The organism is Nitrospira sp. Ecomares 2.1, from assembly GCF_965152585.1.
Window position 1 is genome coordinate 2,389,278 of the sequence record NZ_OZ224219.1, and the last position, 21,630, is coordinate 2,410,907.

At 50.5% G+C, this 21,630-nt stretch carries 20 protein-coding genes; 12 read left to right on the forward strand and 8 right to left on the reverse strand.

Annotation, left to right across the window (positions count from 1 at the left end; all coding sequences use genetic code 11):
* The first annotated feature begins 5 nt into the window (after nt 1-5).
* The 8 genes from ACWHYD_RS10430 to ACWHYD_RS10465 are packed head-to-tail and all read left to right on the forward strand — an operon-like array spanning nt 6 to nt 7,656.
* The gene (locus ACWHYD_RS10430; protein WP_447961972.1) at nt 6-935 is read left to right on the forward strand and encodes a LysM peptidoglycan-binding domain-containing protein; all 930 of its coding nucleotides are present in this window, start codon (nt 6-8) and stop codon (nt 933-935) included.
* The gene (locus tag ACWHYD_RS10435) at nt 935-2,140 is read left to right on the forward strand and encodes a type II secretion system F family protein (protein ID WP_447961973.1); all 1,206 of its coding nucleotides are present in this window, start codon (nt 935-937) and stop codon (nt 2,138-2,140) included. The genes ACWHYD_RS10430 and ACWHYD_RS10435 overlap by 1 nt, the downstream gene beginning before the upstream one ends.
* Nucleotides 2,141-2,170: 30 nt before the next feature.
* The gene (locus ACWHYD_RS10440; RefSeq protein WP_447961974.1) at nt 2,171-3,898 is read left to right on the forward strand and encodes a GspE/PulE family protein; all 1,728 of its coding nucleotides are present in this window, start codon (nt 2,171-2,173) and stop codon (nt 3,896-3,898) included.
* Nucleotides 3,898-5,076 (forward strand): hypothetical protein, encoded by a 1,179-nt coding sequence (locus ACWHYD_RS10445; RefSeq protein ID WP_447961975.1) that lies wholly within the window; start codon nt 3,898-3,900, stop codon nt 5,074-5,076. The genes ACWHYD_RS10440 and ACWHYD_RS10445 overlap by 1 nt, the downstream gene beginning before the upstream one ends.
* Complete coding sequence (locus ACWHYD_RS10450; RefSeq protein ID WP_447961976.1) at nt 5,073-5,687, forward strand: PilN domain-containing protein; 615 nt, start codon at nt 5,073-5,075, stop codon at nt 5,685-5,687. Before ACWHYD_RS10445 ends, ACWHYD_RS10450 begins: the two co-directional genes overlap by 4 nt.
* Entirely contained in the window at nt 5,684-6,256 is a 573-nt protein-coding gene (locus ACWHYD_RS10455; protein WP_447961977.1) for a hypothetical protein, read from the forward strand. The genes ACWHYD_RS10450 and ACWHYD_RS10455 overlap by 4 nt, the downstream gene beginning before the upstream one ends.
* On the forward strand, nt 6,256-6,855 hold the full coding sequence (locus ACWHYD_RS10460; protein ID WP_447961978.1) for a hypothetical protein: 600 nt from the start codon (nt 6,256-6,258) through the stop codon (nt 6,853-6,855). Before ACWHYD_RS10455 ends, ACWHYD_RS10460 begins: the two co-directional genes overlap by 1 nt.
* Nucleotides 6,856-6,903: 48 nt before the next feature.
* A complete protein-coding gene (locus tag ACWHYD_RS10465) occupies nt 6,904-7,656 on the forward strand; it encodes a retropepsin-like aspartic protease family protein (RefSeq protein ID WP_447961979.1) in 753 nt (250 codons plus the stop codon).
* Between the two features lie 286 nt (nt 7,657-7,942).
* Here ACWHYD_RS10465 and ACWHYD_RS10470 read toward each other — a convergent pair whose 3' ends face one another.
* The gene (locus ACWHYD_RS10470; protein ID WP_447961980.1) at nt 7,943-8,983 is read right to left on the reverse strand and encodes a pectinesterase family protein; all 1,041 of its coding nucleotides are present in this window, start codon (nt 8,981-8,983) and stop codon (nt 7,943-7,945) included.
* 176 nt (nt 8,984-9,159) lie between these two features.
* Here ACWHYD_RS10470 and coaE point away from each other — a divergent pair, with 176 nt between their 5' ends.
* The 4 genes from coaE to ACWHYD_RS10490 all read left to right on the forward strand — a co-directional run bounded on the left by coaE (nt 9,160) and on the right by ACWHYD_RS10490 (nt 12,980).
* Complete coding sequence (gene coaE / locus ACWHYD_RS10475; protein ID WP_447961981.1) at nt 9,160-9,798, forward strand: dephospho-CoA kinase; 639 nt, start codon at nt 9,160-9,162, stop codon at nt 9,796-9,798.
* A 41-nt stretch (nt 9,799-9,839) separates the two neighbouring features.
* Nucleotides 9,840-10,760, forward strand: coding sequence for a thioredoxin-disulfide reductase (gene trxB, locus ACWHYD_RS10480; RefSeq protein ID WP_447965858.1), 921 nt, complete (start codon nt 9,840-9,842; stop codon nt 10,758-10,760).
* Nucleotides 10,760-11,962, forward strand: coding sequence for a tRNA uracil 4-sulfurtransferase ThiI (gene thiI, locus ACWHYD_RS10485; RefSeq protein ID WP_447961982.1), 1,203 nt, complete (start codon nt 10,760-10,762; stop codon nt 11,960-11,962). The genes trxB and thiI overlap by 1 nt, the downstream gene beginning before the upstream one ends.
* Before the next feature lie 199 nt (nt 11,963-12,161).
* On the forward strand, nt 12,162-12,980 hold the full coding sequence (locus tag ACWHYD_RS10490; RefSeq protein ID WP_447961983.1) for a hypothetical protein: 819 nt from the start codon (nt 12,162-12,164) through the stop codon (nt 12,978-12,980).
* 649 nt (nt 12,981-13,629) lie between these two features.
* Here ACWHYD_RS10490 and ACWHYD_RS10495 read toward each other — a convergent pair.
* The 7 genes from ACWHYD_RS10495 to ACWHYD_RS10525 all read right to left on the reverse strand — a co-directional run bounded on the left by ACWHYD_RS10495 (nt 13,630) and on the right by ACWHYD_RS10525 (nt 21,626).
* On the reverse strand, nt 13,630-14,535 hold the full coding sequence (locus ACWHYD_RS10495; RefSeq protein ID WP_447961984.1) for a carboxypeptidase-like regulatory domain-containing protein: 906 nt from the start codon (nt 14,533-14,535) through the stop codon (nt 13,630-13,632).
* 128 nt (nt 14,536-14,663) lie between these two features.
* Complete coding sequence (locus ACWHYD_RS10500) at nt 14,664-15,215, reverse strand: NADH-quinone oxidoreductase subunit B family protein (RefSeq protein ID WP_447961985.1); 552 nt, start codon at nt 15,213-15,215, stop codon at nt 14,664-14,666.
* A 147-nt stretch (nt 15,216-15,362) separates the two neighbouring features.
* Nucleotides 15,363-16,961, reverse strand: coding sequence for a hydrogenase large subunit (locus ACWHYD_RS10505; protein WP_447961986.1), 1,599 nt, complete (start codon nt 16,959-16,961; stop codon nt 15,363-15,365).
* A 6-nt stretch (nt 16,962-16,967) separates the two neighbouring features.
* Nucleotides 16,968-18,512 carry a hydrogenase 4 subunit F gene (locus ACWHYD_RS10510; protein WP_447961987.1) on the reverse strand — a complete coding sequence of 515 codons (1,545 nt, stop codon included), beginning with the start codon at nt 18,510-18,512 and terminating at the stop codon, nt 16,968-16,970.
* Nucleotides 18,513-19,997: a proton-conducting transporter transmembrane domain-containing protein gene (locus ACWHYD_RS10515; protein WP_447961988.1), complete on the reverse strand. Its 1,485-nt coding sequence runs from the start codon at nt 19,995-19,997 to the stop codon at nt 18,513-18,515.
* A gap of 5 nt (nt 19,998-20,002) precedes the next feature.
* Nucleotides 20,003-20,671: a hydrogenase gene (locus ACWHYD_RS10520; RefSeq protein WP_447961989.1), complete on the reverse strand. Its 669-nt coding sequence runs from the start codon at nt 20,669-20,671 to the stop codon at nt 20,003-20,005.
* Between the two features lies 1 nt (nt 20,672).
* The gene (locus ACWHYD_RS10525) at nt 20,673-21,626 is read right to left on the reverse strand and encodes a respiratory chain complex I subunit 1 family protein (RefSeq protein WP_447961990.1); all 954 of its coding nucleotides are present in this window, start codon (nt 21,624-21,626) and stop codon (nt 20,673-20,675) included.
* Nucleotides 21,627-21,630: the final 4 nt, after the last annotated feature.

Here is a 21,630-nt window from a genome sequence, read left to right on the forward strand (position 1 = left end):
AGCATATGAAACGTAATAGTTGGACACACATGGTACTGAGCGGCACATTTATCCTGGCCTTAGGCGGGTGTACTCAGAAATTGACGAAACCGGTCGCGGTCGATTCATCAATAGGGCATGCCTCCCAGCCTTCTCAACATCAGATTCTCCTTCAGGAGGCTAGAACCGAAAACGAAAATTTACGGGCTGAGATTGGGGCAATAAAAGTTCTCATGGCCAAACAAGCCGGTGAATTGCAATCGCTACGAGGCCATACTCAATCCATTCAGCATCGAGAACAGGATCAAGGGGTTGAACTGCAACACCTTCGTGGAGAACTTCTGAACTCTCAAGCGGAGCGGGATGAACTGCGAAGACACAACATGGAACTTGAAGGCCGGGTTGCCGGTATTCCGGACACCACGCAACTCATGGCAGACATTCAGACCCTCAACCAATCTTTTCACCAGATCATGACAAGCATAAAACAGCTTTCCACTGATGTAACTCTTATTAAACAACAAATCCACAAGCCCTCAGGTAAGGGACAGCCTCTTCAAACGAAATTCCCAATCTCCCAACCACCGGTCTCTTCCGGAGATAAACGCATGCCAGATTCACAGGGACAGATCGTCATTCAAAGTGGCGACTCACTCTGGAAACTCTCGGAAATGTATCAAGTCTCTATAGCCCAATTACGCGAATGGAATGATCTCGATTCTGATGTAATTATGACCGGGTTGAAAATTCAGGTCACCTCCCCGACAGTCCCCCAGTTGAAATCGGTAAATACCTCGAGTAGTCCAAATAAGGTGCCGACTTCCCCTGCTATCCAAGAGCCCCTGACTGAACCGGTACATGAAACCATTCCCCTAAAGGACAATCGTGTGGAAAGTGTCCCTGAGCCAAAACATATACTCTCGCTTGGCAATCCCCATTCGCCTGAGTCACCCTAGTGCCCCGGTTTCATTACAAAGCCGCTCGTCCGGATGGAACGATTATTGAAAACGATGGGGAAGGCGAATCACCTCGAACCCTTCGCTCTCAACTCGAGGCACAAGGACTGCTTGTTCTTGACCTGGCAGACTCTGGCACCAGAAAGATCGTCTCAGGTAAAAAACGGCAACGCCCTTTAGCGCTCAGAGATTTCCTGATTTTCAACCAGGAATTTTTAGCGTTACTCAAAGCCGGATTACCCATGTTACGGTGTTTTGATCTCCTGGCAGAACGGAACACCCAAGGGGGATTTCAACAAGCCTTACAATCGGTCCGAGAGCATATTCGAGGAGGATCGGCCATTTCTGAAGCCATGACCCATCATCCAACCTATTTCCCCGAACTCTACCAGGCCTCACTACGTGCCGGAGAACAGGCAGGCAATCTGCCGGAAGTCCTGAGCCGATATATTGCCTATTTAAAAATGCTAATCGGAGTTCGAGAAAAAGTCGTCAAAGCCACTATTTATCCCGTATTCTTATTGGGATTTGGACTCCTGGTGACCATCGGCCTGTTATTTTTTGTCCTACCCTCATTTGCGGAAGTCTATAAAGAAAGTCGCGTGGAATTGCCCTGGGCCACTCAGCTCCTGATTGATCTGACGCAATCGGCTACCCAATGGCTGATGGGACTTCTAATCCTCATGGGACTTGGGGGCATCGTAATCTATTGGTGGAAAAACACACCTCAAGGTCAATGGCAAATACATTGGTTATATCTCCATGCGCCAATACTTGGTCCCTTGTTTTTGAAGAACCAGGTCATTCGTTTGGCCAGAACGCTGTCAACCATTCTTGGAGGTGGAATCCCGTTGTTATCTGCGCTTCAGGTAACAGCGAAATCCATGCCCAATAAAGTCTTTGCCCAAGCGCTCCAATCAGTCATTGTTCATGTTCGAGAGGGTACCAGCCTCTCATCGGCATTGAAAAAAGAGAATTTTCTCCCACGCCTCACTCTGGAAATGGTTGAAGTGGGAGAAACCACCGGTTCACTTGAAGCCATGCTCTTTGAGGTCGCGGAGTTTCATGAAGGGGAATTGGACTTTCAATTATCCCGACTCATGACTTGGATCGAACCTATGTTCATTATTCTGATTGGGGTTATTTTAGGAGGAGTGGTGATTGCCCTCTATCTTCCTATTTTTCAAATGGCAGGGGCCGTGTAACGACCAAGTGGCCTTAACGAAAGAATACCCATGACCACACCCGTCAAACGCATGCCATTCGAAGACCTCTTGGTGGAAAAGGGTCTCATCCGGGAACGGGATAAGGAGACTCTGCTCGAAACCGCACGCACGACGAACCAGACCATTGCGGCCATTTTGTTGGAACAAGGTACGCTCACGGAGGAGGTGATCGGCCAGGCTTTGGCTGATCAATATGGATTGCCCTGGAACAACCTCAAGGAATTTCGTATCCCCTCATCGCTGATGGAGTCCATCCCGGTCGAACTCATGCATCGGTATGAATTTGTGCCCATCGAACAAGAAGGCCCGATTCTGACAATCGCAATCGCCAAACCACAGGACCTGCGAATCATTGATGAACTGGAACACCAATTGGGATTTGAGTTGCGATTGGTCGTCTCGTCTCACTCAGCCATTCTTGAAGCCCTGGGCAATAGCGAAGGCAACAGCCAGGTGCTCACGCGCATCAAAGCCGAACTGGATCCGGTCCTGATCAAAGAAGACGAGAAAGGGGAGGAAGTCCTATCCGTTGAACGGATCACCAAGGACCTCAGCCCGGTAGTCAAACTGGTGAATACGATTATCTTAACCGCCCTGCAAAAGCAGGCGAGTGATATACATATTGAGCCCACCGAGCGCACGGTCGATGTGAAATTTCGTATTGACGGAGTTCTCTATTTAGCGATGGAACCATTTGATACCGGCATTCACCCCTCTCTTATTTCCAGACTCAAAATCATGTCCGAACTGGATATCGCGGAACGTCGTACGCCGCAAGATGGCCGGTTTAAATTACTTCTAAATCACCGAACCATTGATTTCCGGGTTTCCATTCTTCCAAGTGTGTACGGGGAATCGGTGGTCATCAGAATTCTGGATAAACAACATATTTCGGCGGGCGTCCAAGGGCTGCGCCTGGAGGCCCTGGGGTATACCGGCGAGGATCTACGGCGTTTCCGCCGAGCCATCATTCGACCCTATGGCATGGTCCTAGTTACCGGCCCCACGGGAAGCGGAAAAACCACAACCCTGTATGCCGCTATCAATGAGGTGCACTCCGATGAAGATAAAATTATTACGATAGAAGACCCGGTGGAATATCAATTAAAGGGGATCGTACAAATTCCAGTCAATGAAAAGAAGGGGCTCACGTTTGCCAGAGGGCTTCGATCCATTTTGCGACACGACCCTGATAAAATTATGGTTGGAGAAATTCGGGATGTAGAGACGGCACAAATTGCCATACAATCGGCTCTCACGGGGCATTTAGTCTTTAGCACCGTGCATGCGAATAATGCCTTTGATGTCATTAGCCGGTTTGTGAATATGGGCATTGAATCGTATAATTTTGTCGCTTCCTTGAGTTGCATTCTCGCCCAGCGTCTGGTCCGATCCATTTGCCCAACCTGCCGTGTGCCAATCCAGATTCACCCTGAGCAATGTGAAGAATCCGGCATTGAGTATGAGGACGTCAAACACCTGACCTTCTATGAAGGCAAAGGCTGCAATGAATGTCACGGCTTGGGCTTCCGCGGCCGAAAGGCCATTACAGAATTCTTAGATATGACCGATTCCATCAAGGAAATGATTTTAAACGAGAAATCCATATCTGAAATTCGCACGGCTGCCATGGCCCAGGGGATGAGCACCTTACGGCAAGCAGCGCTTGAAAAAGTCTATCGAGGAGAAACCACGCTCAAAGAAATTAATCGGGTCACTCCGATCGAGGAAATCTGATGCATTTTTTTCCCATTTCGGCACCCACCGTGGCACTCTCCATTTGTGAGGATGGGTTATGCCTGGTGGAAATCAAAAAATCTTGGCGAAAGAGGTCGCTCCGGCACATCGCCCGACTCCCGCTCTCGCCGGAAGTCCTCACCCTCTCATCGGCAAAACCCAACATTGCCAATCCGACTGAATTTCTCACTCAACTTAAGGCACTGGTCAAGCCCTATCGTCGCCCGCTCTCCATTGCACTCAGTCTCCCCGACATATGCGCCCGGACTAGCATTTTTGATTTTGCATCCTTCCCCACCAAAAAACCGGAGCAAACGGCACTGGTGAATTGGCGTTTTCAACAGGACCTTAAACTCGATACCTCCCAATCGCGCCTAGCTTTTGGCCTCTACGTGCCTTCATCGGTCAGGGATTCCTCCCCAGGCAACAGAGGCCAGGTCCGAGTGTTAGGCACGGCTATTCGCCATGAAATCATTGAACAATATGAAAACATGTGCTTAGAAGCCGGCCTGATCCCAACTTCTGTGGGAATGTCGGGGCTCGATATCTTTGATCTGTACCGTCACAACATCCAGGACATGCTCACGGCTGAAAATCCCTCTCAGGCCTCCGCGCCCCCAGTCGTTATGTTTCTCTTCATAAGTCATTGGGGGTTTACTTTTTTAGCTTGTCAGGAAGGCAGTCCACGCTTCGTCCGCACGAAAGCTCTTGGCATCAAAACGGAAGCCCATCACTCTAAAGATTCTTCCGTGAATCCTGAGGCTAAGGAGGACAGGGAAACCAGAGAACATTGCACAACAACGTCAGAAGATCTGATTTCTAACGCACCCCAAGAATCCGACACTGGGAATAATCCCTATTCTTCGTACATTGCCATGAAGGTAGAAAAGGAAATCCTGGCAACACTGCAATATTATTTCGAGATGTTTCCCATCTCTGCCACGGCATCTTCTCCGGTTAATCTGTTCATGACAACCGATCTGCCCTACGGACAGAGCCTTATGCCGCCTCTCGACCACATTCAACAGTCCCTGAAGGCCAGTGGAGGACATGAGCCACAAATTCGAGTCACCTCGCTTTCTCATGCCTCACATTTTCATTTATTAAACAGGCACCTGGCGGCGAGCAACCGGGAAGAAGTGGCATTGCCAGGCTATGCCAGTCTGATGGTGGCATGATGATTCCACGTGTACATAGGAATTTGTCTGCACCCGGCATTCATTTTCTTCAATTGTCCCAACTCGGGCTCACCCTCCTCACAGCCGGGACACTCGCTCTTACCGCTTCATTCTGGTGGCAGGGAAAGTCATTACATGAACAGATTGATATCCTAGAAGACCAAGCATCCAGTATCAAGACGGCCAACAATCAATTGGTCTCTCAAGCCAGGGTGGCGGGGCTTGATCTTTCGCATCAGGCCATTCGAAGCATTCCATCAAAAGTCAATTTTGTGAAACAGGTTCGTGAACGGGTTGGATTTTCCTGGACGCAATTACTGACCGATCTGGAAACAGCCGTTCCTTCGGATATTACCGTGAACTCGGTGTCTCTCGATGAAAAAACCGACACGATTCTTCTTCAAGGATCGGCAGCTTCCCTTCCAGATCTCAACCGGCTCATTCATCAGCTAGACAAGCACGCAGCCTTTCAGAATGTCTTGCTATCGCAGCATTCCACAAAAAACACCAAAGAGGATCAAGGTGGCTCCCATAGCGTGTTTACGCTCACAGTCACGTATGATACCCGACACTCGACCTCTCACCTGACAGGAGTTTCCAGGCAACGATGAATTCCTTTCAGATTATACAACGATCAAAAACGACGATTCGGATCACAAAATTTTTAAGTCCGTTGTTCATCGTGACAATCCTTGCAGGACTGTCATCGGTCGGGATGTTTGCTTTCATCTTTTACCCGGCCCAGGACCGTTTTGAACATATCACAGCTCTGAATCAGGCTTCCCTGCACACACAAAAAACCATGCAGACGGCCAGGCAGACCCAGACCATTCTATCCACCATATGGAACGCGCTTCCGGATTCCGGAGAGTTCACAGATTTAAGTTTAGACATTGCCGATTTAGCAAAACGAAATCGCGTACAAATTCCAGGTATGGGATACGACTTCAAACCCCTCCCCCATAAACTGGCCACAAAAGGCACGTTTGCGTTTGAAGCCGTAGGACCCTATGAGGCTATTCGTAAATTCATTTTCGAACTAGAGCAACGCTGGCCCTACCTCTTTATTGAAAAACTGTCCGTTGAAACATCTAAAAAACAGAAAGGGGTCATCTTTAAGCTAAAGGTCTCTACCTTTCTGAAAGAATTCCCTGAACCGGTCAAAAAGACGAAAGCCTAATGACAAATCAACGAAAATGGCTAATGTTGGGGGGCTTACTATTGGCTTGGGGAATGGTGACAATCTTCCAATTGTGGGATTCGGAGCCAACAGATCCCATGCTTCACTCTGCCACGTCCGAAAACCCACTTCCACCACTTAAAGATTTGAAGTTAGACCCGGATTTTCCTAATCCTCGACAAACTGTCACGTTCTCTCTCCCTCGAAATATTTTTGCACCTCTGGGCATGGCCCAGATCGCCCGACAAGACACAAACAAAGCCACCACCTCTCGCCTCGCCAAGGCGGCACCCTCCCCGACGCCACCTCCACCCCAACCGCCGCCCCCAGGTCCTTCTTTTGCCGATCTTGCAGGACAGCGAGCCAGGGAACAACTCAACCAATTCCGGTTCCTGGGGTATTTAACCAAGGGGGGGGAAAGCCAGGCCTTCCTCACCAATGGGCAGGCCATTTATATCGTCAAACAGGGAGAGATCTTGGACGGTCGTGTGCAGGTGCACAGGATCGAACCAGAAACCGTGGTCCTGTCCACCCAGGTGTGGGAAACCGGCTCTCATGTTCAGGCCACCATTCCCTTAACACCCGACACCAGCGGGTAATCGGCTTCATAGCGTTTTCCCCTCGCATATTGGTATCCTTTTCCCATTATGTTTGAAAGTCGCAGTGTTTTTTTTCTTAGGAATCCTCCGGACACCGCCTTGTGGTGGCTTGTTGGAGTGTTGGCATACTGTGTTCTATGGGTATCTCCAGTCTTTTCAGCGACTTATGACTGTCTCGATGAATCCGGGGCACGTGTATTAACAGACAACCCGGTCCAACTATTCAACTGCACGCAATTGCCATCACAGAGCTCGACTCTCACCAATCAAACACCATCCACGGTTCCAACACTTCAAGCTACCACCAAATCCATTCCTAATCAGGCACCTCCTGACACACAGATCTCTATCGGCTTGTCCTCCCTGGATGGGCATGGGGAGAATCAGGATGGGCCTTTCAATGAGGATATCACCATCCCCCTCACCAAAAGTGGAGGATCATTCATCGTTCCGGTCGTGTTGAACCAGGAACGATCGGCCCAACTTATTGTGGATACCGGTGCCTCCATGACAGTCCTTTCAAATCAGGTCGCCATTGATCTCGGAATCCTTGGAACCACCGACAATGAACTCTTGACCGTCAACACGGCCGGGGGGTCAGTCCAAGTCAACATGAATTATCTCTCCTCAATCTCGGTAGGAACGGCACAAGCTACCAATGTCGCCGTCGCCCTTCACGATCTTCCCGATATTCCGGAACACATTGAGGGTCTTCTCGGCATGTCCTTCCTTAAACACTTTCTCGTGACGCTGGATGCGGAGCATGCTCAATTGATTCTCCGTCCCAAGCAAAAACCCTAATCTCATATACCGTCGTTCCGGGATGTTCAGAATCTCCGGGTCTGTGTGGCATAGCTGTTGGTGTTAGGCGAAAGAGGGGCAGGTTATGAATTTCTGCGTGAACGATGCCCAAACCACAAAGAAGACTCTTGAAGGTTTTAAATATTCAGTCTTCCCATTCACACATGGGTAAAAAAAGCAACCGGAGAACATTCAAGGAGTGTTGAAAATGACTCGTCCCGTAAAGCACTGAGACCTCTCGAAGAGAAGGCCGCAGACACTTGGACAGACAAAACTGAAAAGGAATTTACGGGTTGGAAGAAACCGGAGGCAGAGCCCCTAAATACGGGAAGGCACCAACCTGGATCAAGGAAGAATCGGACTGAAGACGAAAATCCCCGTTTTCAGGACTGACAAATCCGGGAGCAAATTGTACATCGGTTTTCCCTGCCCTATCCGGAGCCGGCGTGGGTGGAGTTCCGGTCATGACATAATCCCCCTGGTTGCTGGACAAGGCGTTAAAGGCCAGCGTGGTGTGACTCCCCGGAAAAAATAAAAAACCTACTGCGCTCTGACTAATAATATTTCCCTGCACATCGGCTTGCGCATCGTCATGAAAAGCAGCCCCACCTCCATTTTGAGCCAGGGTATTTTGAATCAACCGGGCTTTGGACTGATCAGTCATCAACACGGCCTCATAAAGGCTTCGGGTTATCACATTCTGTCTGAGGGTCACATCAGAGTTGCCTCCGATAGCCACGCCATGGTCATTATGGTAAATCAGATTGCCGGATAGGGTGCCTGTAGAATCCGCAAATGCCACACCTGTTGTTTCACTGTCACCAATCACACAGTCTTCCAAAAGAACATCCTGCACCTGTTGACTAAACACCATGCCATTGACACGTATCCGTGTTAATCGCACGCCACTGCCATTAAAAATGCCAACCCCCAATCCTCCATGTTGAATCACGGACAGATCTTGAATCGTCACATTCGTTGCCCCATAGGGCCATTTGCCAATATGAAGAGTCCCGACACGCTTTTTTCCGGTCAGAACTACCAGGTCCATGCCTTCACCGATAATCGACAAACCCTCCTTGCTATGCACAGTAACGTCCTCGGCATAGGCTCCCTGTTTAATCAAAATCGTATCACCTGATGCAGCCTGATCAATCGCTTCTTGAATCGAGGTGAAATGCCCAGACCCATCCAAGGCAACCTGCCATACGGACGAGGCAATTGCCTCGGAAGGGGAAAGTTCCTCAGTATTGGCAAACGCCAATCCAGGCAGGACACACAGAAACAGGGCATAAAAAAAGAGAGCTGGTCGAAAGGTGGTCGGCATGTGTTGAACTCTCACGGTGTTAATTCCCCCTTGTCAAGCTCTTGGCAGTCGATCGGCTCACCCAAAGGAAAGGACTCTCATCGAGTCAATAACCCAAGGGGTTTGGAACGGTCAAGCAAATGTCAAAAATTTTCCTCATTTATTGTCGCTCCCAACCCCCTATGCTAAGGTTGGTTATGGTCGTTGTCGGGTTAACTGGAGGATTGGCATCAGGAAAAACGACCGTCGCCAAAATATTTCAATCACTTGGAGCCAGGATTATTGACGCCGACGAACTGGCCAGAGCCGTTGTCAAACCTGGAAAACCTGCTTGGAAGAATATCGTCAAGGAATTCGGGCCACAAGTGCTTGCCAAAGACCACACCATTAATCGCCAAGCTCTCGCCGAAATTGTGTTTAAATCCCCTAAGAAATTACACGTTTTGCAAGCGATCATCCATCCCCGTGTCGCCCGCGAACAGGCCAAACAGGTTAAGAACATGCGACACGAAAATCCTCATGCGGTTATGATTTATGATGCCGCGTTATTATTGGAAGCCGGTGCACACAAGCGTATGGATCATGTCATTGTGGTCACCGCCGACCGGACCACTCAACTCGCTCGCGCCTGCCGTCGTGATGGCCTGACCAAGGCCCAAGCCCTCCGGCGAATCAGACAACAAATGCCCCTTCGCCGCAAGCTTGACTATGCCGACGCCGTGTTGGATGGAACTTGGTCACGTACCCGGTTGCGCCATGCGGTCCAGTCATTGTATAGGACATATGACAGTGAGGCGAGGTCACGAACGACCCGTCGCAGCCTCAATACCCCATAGACCGTTCACCTACATGTCTAACTGTAAGGAGTTCACGCATGGTGCATGACGTCATTATTCTGGGTTCGGGCCCGGCTGGATTAACCGCCGCCGTCTATACCGCTCGAGCCAATCTTTCCCCCTTGCTCATTGATGGTTCGCAGCCTGGCGGACAATTAACCATCACCACCGATGTGGAAAATTTCCCCGGATTCCCCAAAGGCATCATGGGCCCTCAACTCATTCAAGACATGCGGGCCCAAGCCGAACGGTTCGGCACCCAATTTCGCCAGGGGCATGTCACCAGCGTAGATCTCCAGGTGCGCCCCTTTAAGGTCACGGTTGATGATGAAGCCACTCTGGAAACTCGAACTCTGATTATTGCGACCGGAGCCTCGGCAAATTTACTAGGCCTACCCTCCGAAAGCCGCCTCATGGGTCATGGCGTCTCGACATGTGCCACCTGCGACGGGTTCTTCTTTCGTGGCAAAGAGATTGCGGTCATCGGCGGCGGTGATAGCGCCGTAGAAGAAGCGACATTCCTGACAAAATTCGCTTCAAAAGTCACGCTCGTTCATCGTCGCGATAAATTGCGCGCATCAAAAATCATGCAGGACCGGGCCATCAACAATGAAAAGATCGCCTTTCAATGGAATAGTGCTCTTGAAGAGGTCCTGGGTGATGAGGTCGTGAAGGGAATCCGGGTCCGCAACGTCCAAACCAACCAGGTTGAAGAGATTCCGCTATCTGGCGTCTTCGTGGCCATCGGCCATACGCCGAACACCAGCTTGTTTACCGGACTCATCGATATGGACGAGCAGGGCTACATCCGCACTCAGCCAAATCGGTCTACCACCAACATCCCCGGCGTTTTTGCATCAGGTGATGTGCAGGATTCACATTATCGCCAGGCCATTACGGCTGCCGGATCGGGATGCATGGCGGCCATCGACGCCGAGCGATACCTAGAATCACTCCACTAATGCTTCATGTCCTAGTGCATTATCATGAACTCGCCCTCAAGGGAGGCAACCGGAAACATTTCGAATACCGGTTAGTCCACCATCTACGAGGGGCACTGAAACCCCTGGCACATGTGCATGTCGAAGCACTCCAGGGACGAATACGGGTGAGCTTCGAGGATGAGGCGGCATGGCCGCGCTTGCAGGAACAGATCAAGCGCGTATTCGGTATCGTCAATTTTTCTTTGACCAGAGCCGTGCCATTGGCCTACGACCAATCCGATCTCGCGGTTCTCAAAGATGCGATCGTTGCGCACCTGCCCACTCATCCTTATGCCACCTTTCGAGTCAGTGCCAAACGGGCAGACAAGCGATTCGTCAAAACCTCCATGGACGTGGAACGAGAAATCGGGGCCGCCGTCGCCGACCATACCGGCAAGCGAGTCAATCTTTCACACCCCGACATGACAATTTTCATCGAATTAGTCCCGCCCTACGCCTACTACTCCTGTCAACGAGACGCGGGACCCGGGGGACTACCGACGGGGACCGGGGGAAAAGTCATCTGCCTCATTTCCGGTGGTATCGATTCTCCAGTGGCATCCTATCGCATGATGAAACGTGGCTGCAAAGCCGTCTTTGTGCATTTTCACGGTCGGCCATATCTCTCACGGGTTTCTGAGGAAAAAGTCCGCGATCAGGTCGCGTTGCTCACGAAGTACCAACTTTCTTCCCGTCTTCATCTCATTCCCTTTGGTGATATTCAAAGCCAAATCGTCATCAACACGCCGCCACCCGTTCGCGTCGTGCTTTACCGTCGCTTGATGCTCCGCATCGCCACACGAATTGCCGAGCAGGAAGAGGCATGGGCCCTCACGACCGGGGACAGCCTGGGTCAGGTGGCGTCCCAAACCCCGGAAAATATTTCTGTCATTAACGAAGCGACGTCACTTCCCATTCTTCGTCCGCTTATCGGGATGGATAAACTGGAAATCACCCAACAGGCTCAAGCACTGGGATCATTCGAGACCTCCATCGAACCTGACCAGGACTGCTGCACCCTCTTTGTCCCAAAACATCCACAAACACGATGCCAGCTAACCCATATACTCAAAGTCGAGCAAGCCCTCGACATTCCCCAGCTGGTTCAGCAAAGCCTAGAAGGGAAAGAATTGGTCACTTTCTCCCATGCAGAGAGGATGGATCGAAGGGCGCCACAGTAGAATGCTGCTTCACCGGTTCAAACGATCGCACACCAGTGACGTTAACCGTCCATACTCTGGATAAACGATATGACCAGTCCTATTTAGCGAAATACGCGAATTCTATTTTCCAGTTTCAGCAAAACATAATTCTCCAACCGTCCTACATTGGAAAAACCATAACCAAAGGAAAATCTTCAGTGAGGAACACGTGAGCATCATGCCTCCTACTATCCTGTTTACCTGGCTCTATCGGGTTTTTTTCGGGTTACTACTAATTCAAGGCCTATGGGAACCAATAAACCACAAGCTGTACCCTGGACTACCTTCCGCCTGGGCCGAACCACACAACATTTCGGAGGAAGACACTCACCACAAGCACACCGTCCACCATCCGGACGCTGCTCCCCAGGTCGGACAATGGGAAGGCTCCCCGGAAGGGATTGCCTATAGCGAATTCAACCATGCGTTCGTTGGAGTCGGTGTCATTCTGATGGGTCTCAGTGAATGGCAAAGAGTACTGGGCTGGCAGGCATTCATGTGGGTTCGTTGGCTCTTGCCGGGTTCACTGATTGGATCAGGAATCTTCCTGTTAATCTGGAGCGATCATTTGGCATGGCCCATTGGCTCATGGACATTAGCCGAAACCTTATCCGGAAAAGATCCTGAAATGCTGCAACATAAAATATTCGGCATCCTGGCCCTGGCTGTCGGCCTGGTGGAAGGGTTCCTTCGGGCTGGAAAATTTTCTCACATGTTCTGGCGATCACTTCTGCCGAGTTTTGCCCTGGTCGGTGGCTTTATGTTGTTTCGCCACATGCATGGCCTCCATCCAGGTGGCCACGACATTCAGACTCACCATAACATCATGGGCACATTGGCTTTAGCAGGTGGGCTAGCCTGGTTTGTCGGCGAGTTCATACCCCGATCCCAGGCCGCGTTGCAGACGACCTCCCGCGTCAAATTTGGATGCAAAATCCTCTGGGCTCTCCTGGTCATCACAATCGGCGTGCAATTACTTTTCTATTCTGAGTCCTAATGAGAGTTCCCTCCCTACATATCAATAAAGGAGAACCCACTCATTGATCAGCTTCTTACCGAATACCAACACAGCGAATGAGTGACATCATTCGGGGCGTGAATCAACGATTCGGACCAACCTCGAATTCAAGGGCAGTCTGATGAGCGACCAATACCCTACCGTATTCTCAAACAGTACTCCTTCACCCTGCATCCTCCCCACACCAAATACACAACGCCCCGCTCACCATGAGAATCAGGACACATTTCGAACGCCATGAATTTCCGGAATTCTCTCACCCAACCTCATGGTGTTCTGGGAACCAGTGAAAGGCCTGTGCAGTCTTCTCATTTTTGGGACGGTTTAAATATGGCGTGCGCCTTCTAAAGGACATCCTAAGCGCCATCAGCAGCGCAATACAGGCTATGGCAATTCCCGATAAAATGTCCGGGACGATATGAGTATGCATGAGACGGATCCGTGGCCGGGAATTAAAATCCGCCAATTCCGTTCGTAGTATATTCCAACTCACGAATGTAAATTTACCGCTTGAACAAGCCATAAAGAGAATGGTGAGATCTGAAATCGTTTTTTGAATTTACTCCTTCGGGGAGAGAGATTGAATGAGGCATAAGGAAATATTTTCTGGAAATCATCAGGAAGCGGCTTATGGTATTTGCACACGAAGCGAGGGATGAATTTCTTCTTCTCCGAGGAGTTCCAACCCGAATCGTGGATTCTCGGCCATTTCATGGACACTTCTTCTCCCCTGGGGAGCCTCGAATACTAACTGAACTGAGACCGACTGATTGGCTAATACCGTAACAGATTGATCAATGAAGGTATTGGCACCAGGGTGCCAGGCGGAAAGGGTGTATTCTCCAGGGGGGATATCACCAATTGCAAATTTCCCATCCCCTCCCGTGATGCCATAGTACGGGTTATCCACGACCAAACCCCAGGAGAACATATAAGGATGAAACCCGCATTGCATGACAAAGACATTGCGGCCTTTTCTGAGATGAATTGATTCCACCATGGGCTCCCCGGCCAGATGTTGATGCCCCAGGAACCCTGCGGCTTTATGAAAGGGATTCATCGGTAACGGCCGGTTAAAGAGGACCCGCGCACCGCGGGTGCGAGCCGTTTCATACCCCTGGATATCATGTTCGATGGGATCCATATTGACAACCGTAATTTCCGATTGATCCCGCACCACATTCACAAACGGGAAAAAATCACAGTCAATGGCCTCAATCCTTGTTGAAACATCCTTAAAGGGTTTGCCTTTTGAAACCTCCTTGAGCACAACGACGACATCTTTAAGAGCCGCGTCAGGCCCAATGACGAAATCCTCCACCAGACGCCAACCGGTTCCCGTCGAAATTCTCCCGCAATACACTGGATCAGGAATCGTGACCAAATTAAAAGCCATCGGCCGCGGTTTCCCTCCTTCAATGGTCACGGTTCCGGAAATCGCACCTCCATTGGAGACGTGGATCTCTTGATAGGCCCAGGACGGACCGACACCGAGAATCAAAAATATGGCAAGTACGGGTAATAATACGCGCATGATATTCCCCCAAAAGTTAGAGACCCCTTAAAATCCGGCAGCCGGCCACTACCGCCCTATTTAAAATTGTTTTTTCTGGCCACAGAAAAATCCTTGTGAACAGGTTAACCGTAAATGTCACAACTTCTTCATGGTTCTCCCGAGAGTTTTCTAAACCACCTGGTAAAGGTCGTTTCGCCTTTCCGAAGCTCCGTCAGAGCCTCAATAATTTCGGCCGGGCGGGGAGGACATCCGGGGATGCGAACATCAACCGGAATATGTTGATCCACCGGACCAGTCACTGCATAGCTTCCTTTGAAGATTCCACAATTGATTGCACAATCACCTAAGGCGATGACTAATTTTGGATTGGGCGTGGTTTTGTACACATCCTTCAGCGGACCTTCCATGTTCACCGTAACCGGACCAGTCACCACCAAGGCATCCGCGTGACGAGGAGACGCGGCAATATGAATTCCAAGGCGTTCGATATCATAGACAGAATTGGCTAAGGCATTCATTTCCATCTCACAGGCATTACACGAACCGGTATCCACTTCACGAATGGTGAGCGACTTTCGAAACAGTTCAGCCTTCTTTTGAGCTGTTGGCGCAACAGAGATTTTCTGTCCGGCAGGAGCAGGAGGATATTGGCCGGTCACTATTCCTGTTTTGAAACTTTTTTTGAGAATTTCAAACATGGTCTCTCCTCATTTTTGCGGGTCAAATCCCTAAGCCGTCCAGTGGAAAATAGGGCTCCCCCGTCGTTCTTCCATGTCATCACGGTGGTTGGTTTCCCTGCTTCCCACCCATTCCCCTACCCTCCACACTGCACCTCTTGCAATGTATTACAAATCATTCCCCGCATAAGACAGACTGAAGCTTTTATTAATGAGAGGAAAGTCTGGAATAATATTCCCAATCACTGCCAATTGAATCGCCGGCCAATTGACAAAGGAAGGATCACGGACCTTACAACGATGAATCCCTTCGTGTTCCCCCGCCATGAGGAAACACACAATTTCACCACGCCATCCTTCAACAGCAGAAAGCGCCCACGCTCCGGGATCAGGAACCACCTGGCGACTACCCTTTAGCGGGCCATCAGGGAGGGTACGCTGAATCTCTCCAATCAATCGAATCGATTCGTGGATCTCTGCCATCCGAACCTGTACCCTGGCCCGTACATCCCCATTTATAGAACCCGCCACACGGACGGACAGCTCATCATAGGCTGCAAAAGGCCGATCTCTTCGAAGATCCCGGTCAATCCCCGACGCCCGGCCAACCACACCCACTACCCCATGGTCCCAGGCGGTCTGTTTCTTAACAATACCCGTGTTCTCAAACCGATCGATCAGCGAAGCATTGACGGCGATAATCTGTTCCAGTTCGGAAAAATCTTTTTCAATACGTTCAAGTTCAGTCACGGTGTCGGATAATTGAACCGCCGGGGGATCGATCCCCACTCCTCCCACGCAGTTCACCCCTCGAAGGAACCTGGAGCCCGTCAGATGGTCGTTCAATTGCATCACCCGTTCTTTCAATCGACTGCAGTGGGCATGGGCCAGCGCATAGGCCGTGTCATTGCAAATACCTCCCACATCACCAATGTGGTTGTGGAGCCGCTCCAATTCCAGGAACAAACTCCTGAGATATCTGGCCCGTCGAGGCACATGAATGTCCATTAACGATTCCACAGCCTGGCAATAGGTCAGGCTATGCCCAAAGGTCGTGTCCCCTGAAATTCGCTCGGCCAATACCACGCCATCGGACAGCGTCTGTTGTTCGAACAGCTTTTCCACACCACGATGTTTCCAAAAATGTTGGAGATCGAGGTGCATAATCGGTTCTCCTGCCACAGTAAACCGGAAATGTCCGGGTTCAATGATTCCCGCATGAATGGGGCCCACCGGCACTTCGAAAACGCCTTCCCCGTGAATAAAATGACCATCAACCGATCCGGGAGGTTGGCGCCATTGCAAGACCGAATTGCATGGGAAATTTTTGTGTAAGGGGTGAACCCCTTTGGGCCAGTGATTGTGCCGGACCAGACGCCGAAGATCCGGATGCCCTTGTGCGATGAGGCCGAACATATCCCGGATTTCCCGCTCATACCAGTTGGCCGCATGAATTTTGGGTGTGATGGACTCAAAGAGCCGTTCGTCCCCCAGAAGATCCGTGGAGACAATAAGCCAGTCCTTGGAATCACCGAGCGTAAATAAGTACCAGAGTTCGTAGCGCACCTCACGAGGACGGTGATCGACAGCCCATAGCAAGGAAAGAGTTCCTCTGAATTCCTCATTGATATGAATATATCGGGTAATCGGCAAAATTTGATTGGTGTTCACATGGACCACAGGAACACCGTGGTCGGTGGAGACACGGTTAATCGCCGGACCGAATATGCTTTGTAAATGTTCAACTGGTTGAAATACCGTTTCCATGTTTGGTTATCTTCCTATCACCACGTCGGTGGCCCGTTGTAGGAGAGTTTCAACCTGTGCGGGAAGAGAAAACCCCATCCACACCAACGCGAGGACGGATAAAGCAAGAGGGAGTTGTCCGATGTGCCAGGCCTCCCCTTGCCTGACCCCTGCAGGTGGGGTGCCCCATACCATGCCGGTCAGCCTGTAGATAAATCCTCCGAATAACGCCACCGCAAACAGTGCGATTATCATGATGATTCCCAGGCTCCGAATTTCATGTGATACGGTAATGGTCAGAAATCGCCCCAGATGAAACGAATCAAATTGAAAAGTCATTTGCGCCAGTGAAGTAATCACTAACAGCTCACTGTTAAATAGTGAAAACGGGGGCATCCCCACCAAAGCCAAGCCACCGGCGAGAAAGGCGATTGCGGTAATGGGTTGGACTTTGGCCATGCCCTGAACCTCATGAATCTGTCTGGTTCGATAACGGCGAAAAATATTGCCGACGGCAAAAAATCCCAGTGATTTGGCCAATGCATGGTTAAGGAGATGCCACAGACCACCGAAGGTTCCTAGTGGTCCCCCAATACCAAACCCCAACATGGCCAAACCCATATGCTCGATACTGGAATAGGCAAAAAGCCGTTTGTAATCGCGTTGAATCAGGATAAATAGCGCTGCCGTCCCAAACGAGACCAATCCGATTAAAATCAGGAGGTTCCCTGTAAATCCCGGCGAGACGGCCTGATCCACGATGGATTTACTCCGCAGGACAACATACACCGCAACGGTTTCCAGGACTCCGGCCAGCATAGCTGTGACCGGGGCAGGCGCTTCACTATAGGCCTCAGGCAACCAGGTATGCATCGGGACAAGACCAATCTTCGTGCCGTACCCGACCAGAATAAAGATGAAAGCCAACTTAAGGACGTGTCCATCCATCTGAGCAGCCACGGGCAACAGGCTGGTCAGATTCAATGCGGCGTTTTCTTCCCCAAGCACACGAATTGACGAATAATAGGTCAGGACCGTTCCGAACAAATCGAGGGCAATGCCGACCGAGCAAAGGATGAGATATTTCCATCCGGCCTCCAAGCTTTCCCGGCTTTTAAAAAATGTAATGAGGAAGACCGTTGCCAGGGTCGTCGCCTCTACGGCAACCCATTGCACACCCAGACTGTTCGCCAGGGTCGCGACGATCATGGCAAACAAAAATACGTGATACAGAGGGAAAAAAGTCCAGAGACGATGAGGTTGAACTAACTGTTGAATAGCCTCATCATCAAAATACGACCACAGATAAATCGAACAGGAAAAACCAATACCCACCACGATTGAGAGAATGAAAATCGAGAGGCTGTCAATAAACACCACATTTCCGAGTGCCGTGAAGGATTCATCACGAACTACGGTTGCCCAAAGAACCAGAGCGGCTACCACCAGGATGACCATAGTCATCACGTTCAAGCCGTGAAGCAGACGAATATTTTTGATGAATAGACTGAGTGTTGCGGCGACAACCGGCGCAGCCAGGACCATCAGCGTCACATGGTTCTCGTCCGGCATTTAGAAATACTCTCCTTCCGCATGAAAAAATGGCAGAATCGCCCCGATAAGATCATGAAGGCCGGCAGGGACATGGAGCCCTAAAAAAATCAGGGCACCCAGATTCACTGCAATCGCGGCGGTCGAAAAGGCCCGGCACCGTGGCCCCACGGTGGAGGTGGCCGTTTCCATGGGCACACCGAGGACCATTCTCAAAATTTGAAACAACAGCGTCGCAAAAGCCAGAGTCAATACAGCGAGGAACCCATATGCGATCGATGGGGTTGTGTTCATGGCGTTCGCAGCGATCGTGATTTCACTCACAAACAATCCGAAGGGGGGCATGCCGGCAAGAACAAGCCCTGCGACGAATAAGGCCACTCCCGCAACTGGATGCTCACGTAGCAGGCCAGGGACACGAGCGATAAACTTATGTTCATGCGTAATCAGGACAAGGCCAGCGCCATAAAACGCGGCGGATTTTGCCAAGGCATGATTCAGCAGATGCCACAATCCTCCAAATACTCCCAAGCCCCCCAGACCAAAACCAATTAATGCGATACCGATATGCTCGATACTGGAATAGGCTAGCAGTCGTTTGAAATCTTCTTGAAGCAACAGGACAATCGAGGAGAGCGCGACGGAGAAAAATCCAAATCCCAGGAGCAAGGTTCCTGTGAAATCCGGCCCCACAGCCTGATCGGTCAGGATCTTGAACCGGAGAATCGCGTAGATCGCCATGGTCAACATATTTGCGGAAAGCATTGCACTAACGGGAGTGGGGGCTTCTCCATGCGCATCGGGTAACCAGGTATGCATAGGGACCAGACCCGCCTTGGTCCCGTACCCAACCAAAATGAAAATAAAGGCAATTTTCATCACGGAAGGATCGAGTTGGTCCCCAACCTCATACAGTGTTGTCCAGTGTAGCGCTTCTTCGGTAATCCCAAGGAGCTGCTCCGAGGAGTAATACACGAGGATTGTCCCAAAAAGGGCCAACGCGATACCGACTGAACTGAGAATCACAAATTTCCATCCCGCCTCAAGACCTCCCATGTTCCGCTCAAATCCGATCAGCAAGGCGGCCGACAAGGTCGCTCCTTCAATGGCAATCCACATCATCCCAAGATTTTCAACATTGACAGCCAACAGCATGACCCCCAAATACAGATCGAAAAACATAAAAAATTGACGAAACCGTTTAAGCGACATGTGCCCACGGTCATACTGCTCCCCCACATACCCTACGGCATATAAGGTTCCCGTCCCTGCCACGATCCCGATCACCAAATCAAACCATGCGCTGATGGCATCGACATGCAGAAAGTATAAAAAAGAAACAGGTCCGCTCAGGGACACCTCATCGACCAATAATATTGACGAAACCACCATGATGCCGGCTTGCACGCAATGCAGGACGTCCAACGTCTGCCGATGACGTACGACAAGCCCACTGACGCCAATCAAGAACGGAGTCGCAATGAGAAGAATTATCGGCCAAATCATAAGACTTACTCTTTGAGGGCCTTCATTCGGCTCGTATCCACACTGCCGAAGGTCTCCTGAATCTGATGGGTATAAATACCCACGATCAAGCCGGCGACCAACACATCGAAAAAGATTCCCAACTCCACCATTAACGGCATCCCATAGGCGGCAGCGGTAGCTGCGAGAAATAGCCCGTTTTCCATCACGAGAAACCCGATCACTTGGGTGACGGCTTTTTGCCTGGACACCATGATAAAAAATCCGATCAGCACGATGGCCAGGGCAATCGCCAAAGAATCTTGAGTCAGAAGGAAACCGAGATGAACAATCGGTTGAGTAATAAAAAATGCGAGAATCACCAATCCCCCGCAGATCAACAAACCCGTTGGAATGTTGACATACATGCTGACCTCGCGCTGAACATTTAATTGCCTCACGATCTTCTTTAAAATCCGTGGCAGGATAATGGCTTTAATGGCGATAGTGAGTATTGCCGCCAGGTAAATATGGTGGATGCCGGTCAAATACGCCACCAGCGTGGCGGTCACTGCCAAAAATCCTGACTGCAACGCGAACAAGTCCACGCACGCCATCAGGCGCCGTTGTGCGACGATGGCAAAACACGTCAGCAACAGGAGGGCCGAGCACAGATTGACCAGGTACGAACCGATATTGACCGGGAGAGTTGGCATGTCAGACCCGCAGGATATAAAAAAACACCAAAGCTAATAATGACAGAATAAAGGCTGCCCCAAGTAATTCCGTCACGCGAAACAACCGCAATTTGGCAAACATACATTCAAACACACCAATCACAACGGCCAACCCCACCACCTTCCCCACAAAGACCAACACCCCCAAGCCCAGAGCTGACGGGGACAAGGTGGTGGCAATGCCCCAGGGCGCAAAAATGTTGACCAGCAAGGTCAAAAAAATCATGAGTTTCATTCCGGCTGCCCACTCAACCAGGGCCAGATATCGCCCGGAGTATTCCAAAATCATCGCTTCATGAATCATGGTCAATTCCAAATGCGTGGCCGGATTATCCACGGGCACTCGGCCGGTTTCGGCCAGCGTAATGATAAACAGAGCCACCAAGGCCATTAAATGAGGCGGAGGATCCAGCACAATACCCTGCAAGATCGCCGTCTTGTACACGATGGCGCTGATATTGGCTGAGCCCGCCGTGAGGGCCACGGCAAATAAGGACAGAATCAGGGCCGGTTCGGTTAGCGAGGCGACGATCGCTTCGCGACTGCTGCCCATTCCACCAAAGGCGGATCCGGAATCCAGGCCCGCCAGCATCAGGAAAAAGGTCCCTAGGGCCAGAAGATAGACCAGGGCAATAATATTTCCCGCAAAATTGAGCGGCATGGGCGCAATGATGGTGGGCACAAGCAGACTGGCAGCCAAGGTTGAGGAAAACAGGATGTATGGCGTAGCTGGAAAAATCCACGAGGCTGTTGTAGAGATCACCGGTTCCTTGCAAAAAAGTTTGGCAAGATCCGAATAGGGCTGGAACACGTTCGCTCCATGTCGACATTGCATGTGGGCTTTCACTCGTCGAATGACCCCCACGATCAAGGGAGAAAGCCCTAAGACCAGAAACATTTGCAGAATAATCAGCAGGAAATCTATTGCGCTCATGAAT

What these genes read in the sequence shown, in the direction of transcription:
- ACWHYD_RS10460 (WP_447961978.1), top strand. Translation starts at nt 6,256, where the DNA reads ATGACAAATCAACGAAAATGGCTAATGTTGGGGGGCTTACTATTGGCT.
- ACWHYD_RS10510 (WP_447961987.1), bottom strand. Translation starts at nt 18,512, where the DNA reads ATGCCGGACGAGAACCATGTGACGCTGATGGTCCTGGCTGCGCCGGTT.
- ACWHYD_RS10500 (WP_447961985.1), bottom strand. Translation starts at nt 15,215, where the DNA reads ATGTTTGAAATTCTCAAAAAAAGTTTCAAAACAGGAATAGTGACCGGC.
- ACWHYD_RS10465 (WP_447961979.1), top strand. Translation starts at nt 6,904, where the DNA reads ATGTTTGAAAGTCGCAGTGTTTTTTTTCTTAGGAATCCTCCGGACACC.
- ACWHYD_RS10520 (WP_447961989.1), bottom strand. Translation starts at nt 20,671, where the DNA reads ATGCCAACTCTCCCGGTCAATATCGGTTCGTACCTGGTCAATCTGTGC.
- ACWHYD_RS10430 (WP_447961972.1), top strand. Translation starts at nt 6, where the DNA reads ATGAAACGTAATAGTTGGACACACATGGTACTGAGCGGCACATTTATC.
- ACWHYD_RS10455 (WP_447961977.1), top strand. Translation starts at nt 5,684, where the DNA reads ATGAATTCCTTTCAGATTATACAACGATCAAAAACGACGATTCGGATC.
- ACWHYD_RS10445 (WP_447961975.1), top strand. Translation starts at nt 3,898, where the DNA reads ATGCATTTTTTTCCCATTTCGGCACCCACCGTGGCACTCTCCATTTGT.
- ACWHYD_RS10515 (WP_447961988.1), bottom strand. Translation starts at nt 19,997, where the DNA reads ATGATTTGGCCGATAATTCTTCTCATTGCGACTCCGTTCTTGATTGGC.
- coaE (WP_447961981.1), top strand. Translation starts at nt 9,160, where the DNA reads ATGGTCGTTGTCGGGTTAACTGGAGGATTGGCATCAGGAAAAACGACC.
- ACWHYD_RS10495 (WP_447961984.1), bottom strand. Translation starts at nt 14,535, where the DNA reads ATGCGCGTATTATTACCCGTACTTGCCATATTTTTGATTCTCGGTGTC.
- ACWHYD_RS10440 (WP_447961974.1), top strand. Translation starts at nt 2,171, where the DNA reads ATGACCACACCCGTCAAACGCATGCCATTCGAAGACCTCTTGGTGGAA.
- ACWHYD_RS10505 (WP_447961986.1), bottom strand. Translation starts at nt 16,961, where the DNA reads ATGGAAACGGTATTTCAACCAGTTGAACATTTACAAAGCATATTCGGT.
- thiI (WP_447961982.1), top strand. Translation starts at nt 10,760, where the DNA reads ATGCTTCATGTCCTAGTGCATTATCATGAACTCGCCCTCAAGGGAGGC.
- ACWHYD_RS10525 (WP_447961990.1), bottom strand. Translation starts at nt 21,626, where the DNA reads ATGAGCGCAATAGATTTCCTGCTGATTATTCTGCAAATGTTTCTGGTC.
- ACWHYD_RS10470 (WP_447961980.1), bottom strand. Translation starts at nt 8,983, where the DNA reads ATGCCGACCACCTTTCGACCAGCTCTCTTTTTTTATGCCCTGTTTCTG.
- ACWHYD_RS10490 (WP_447961983.1), top strand. Translation starts at nt 12,162, where the DNA reads ATGCCTCCTACTATCCTGTTTACCTGGCTCTATCGGGTTTTTTTCGGG.
- ACWHYD_RS10450 (WP_447961976.1), top strand. Translation starts at nt 5,073, where the DNA reads ATGATGATTCCACGTGTACATAGGAATTTGTCTGCACCCGGCATTCAT.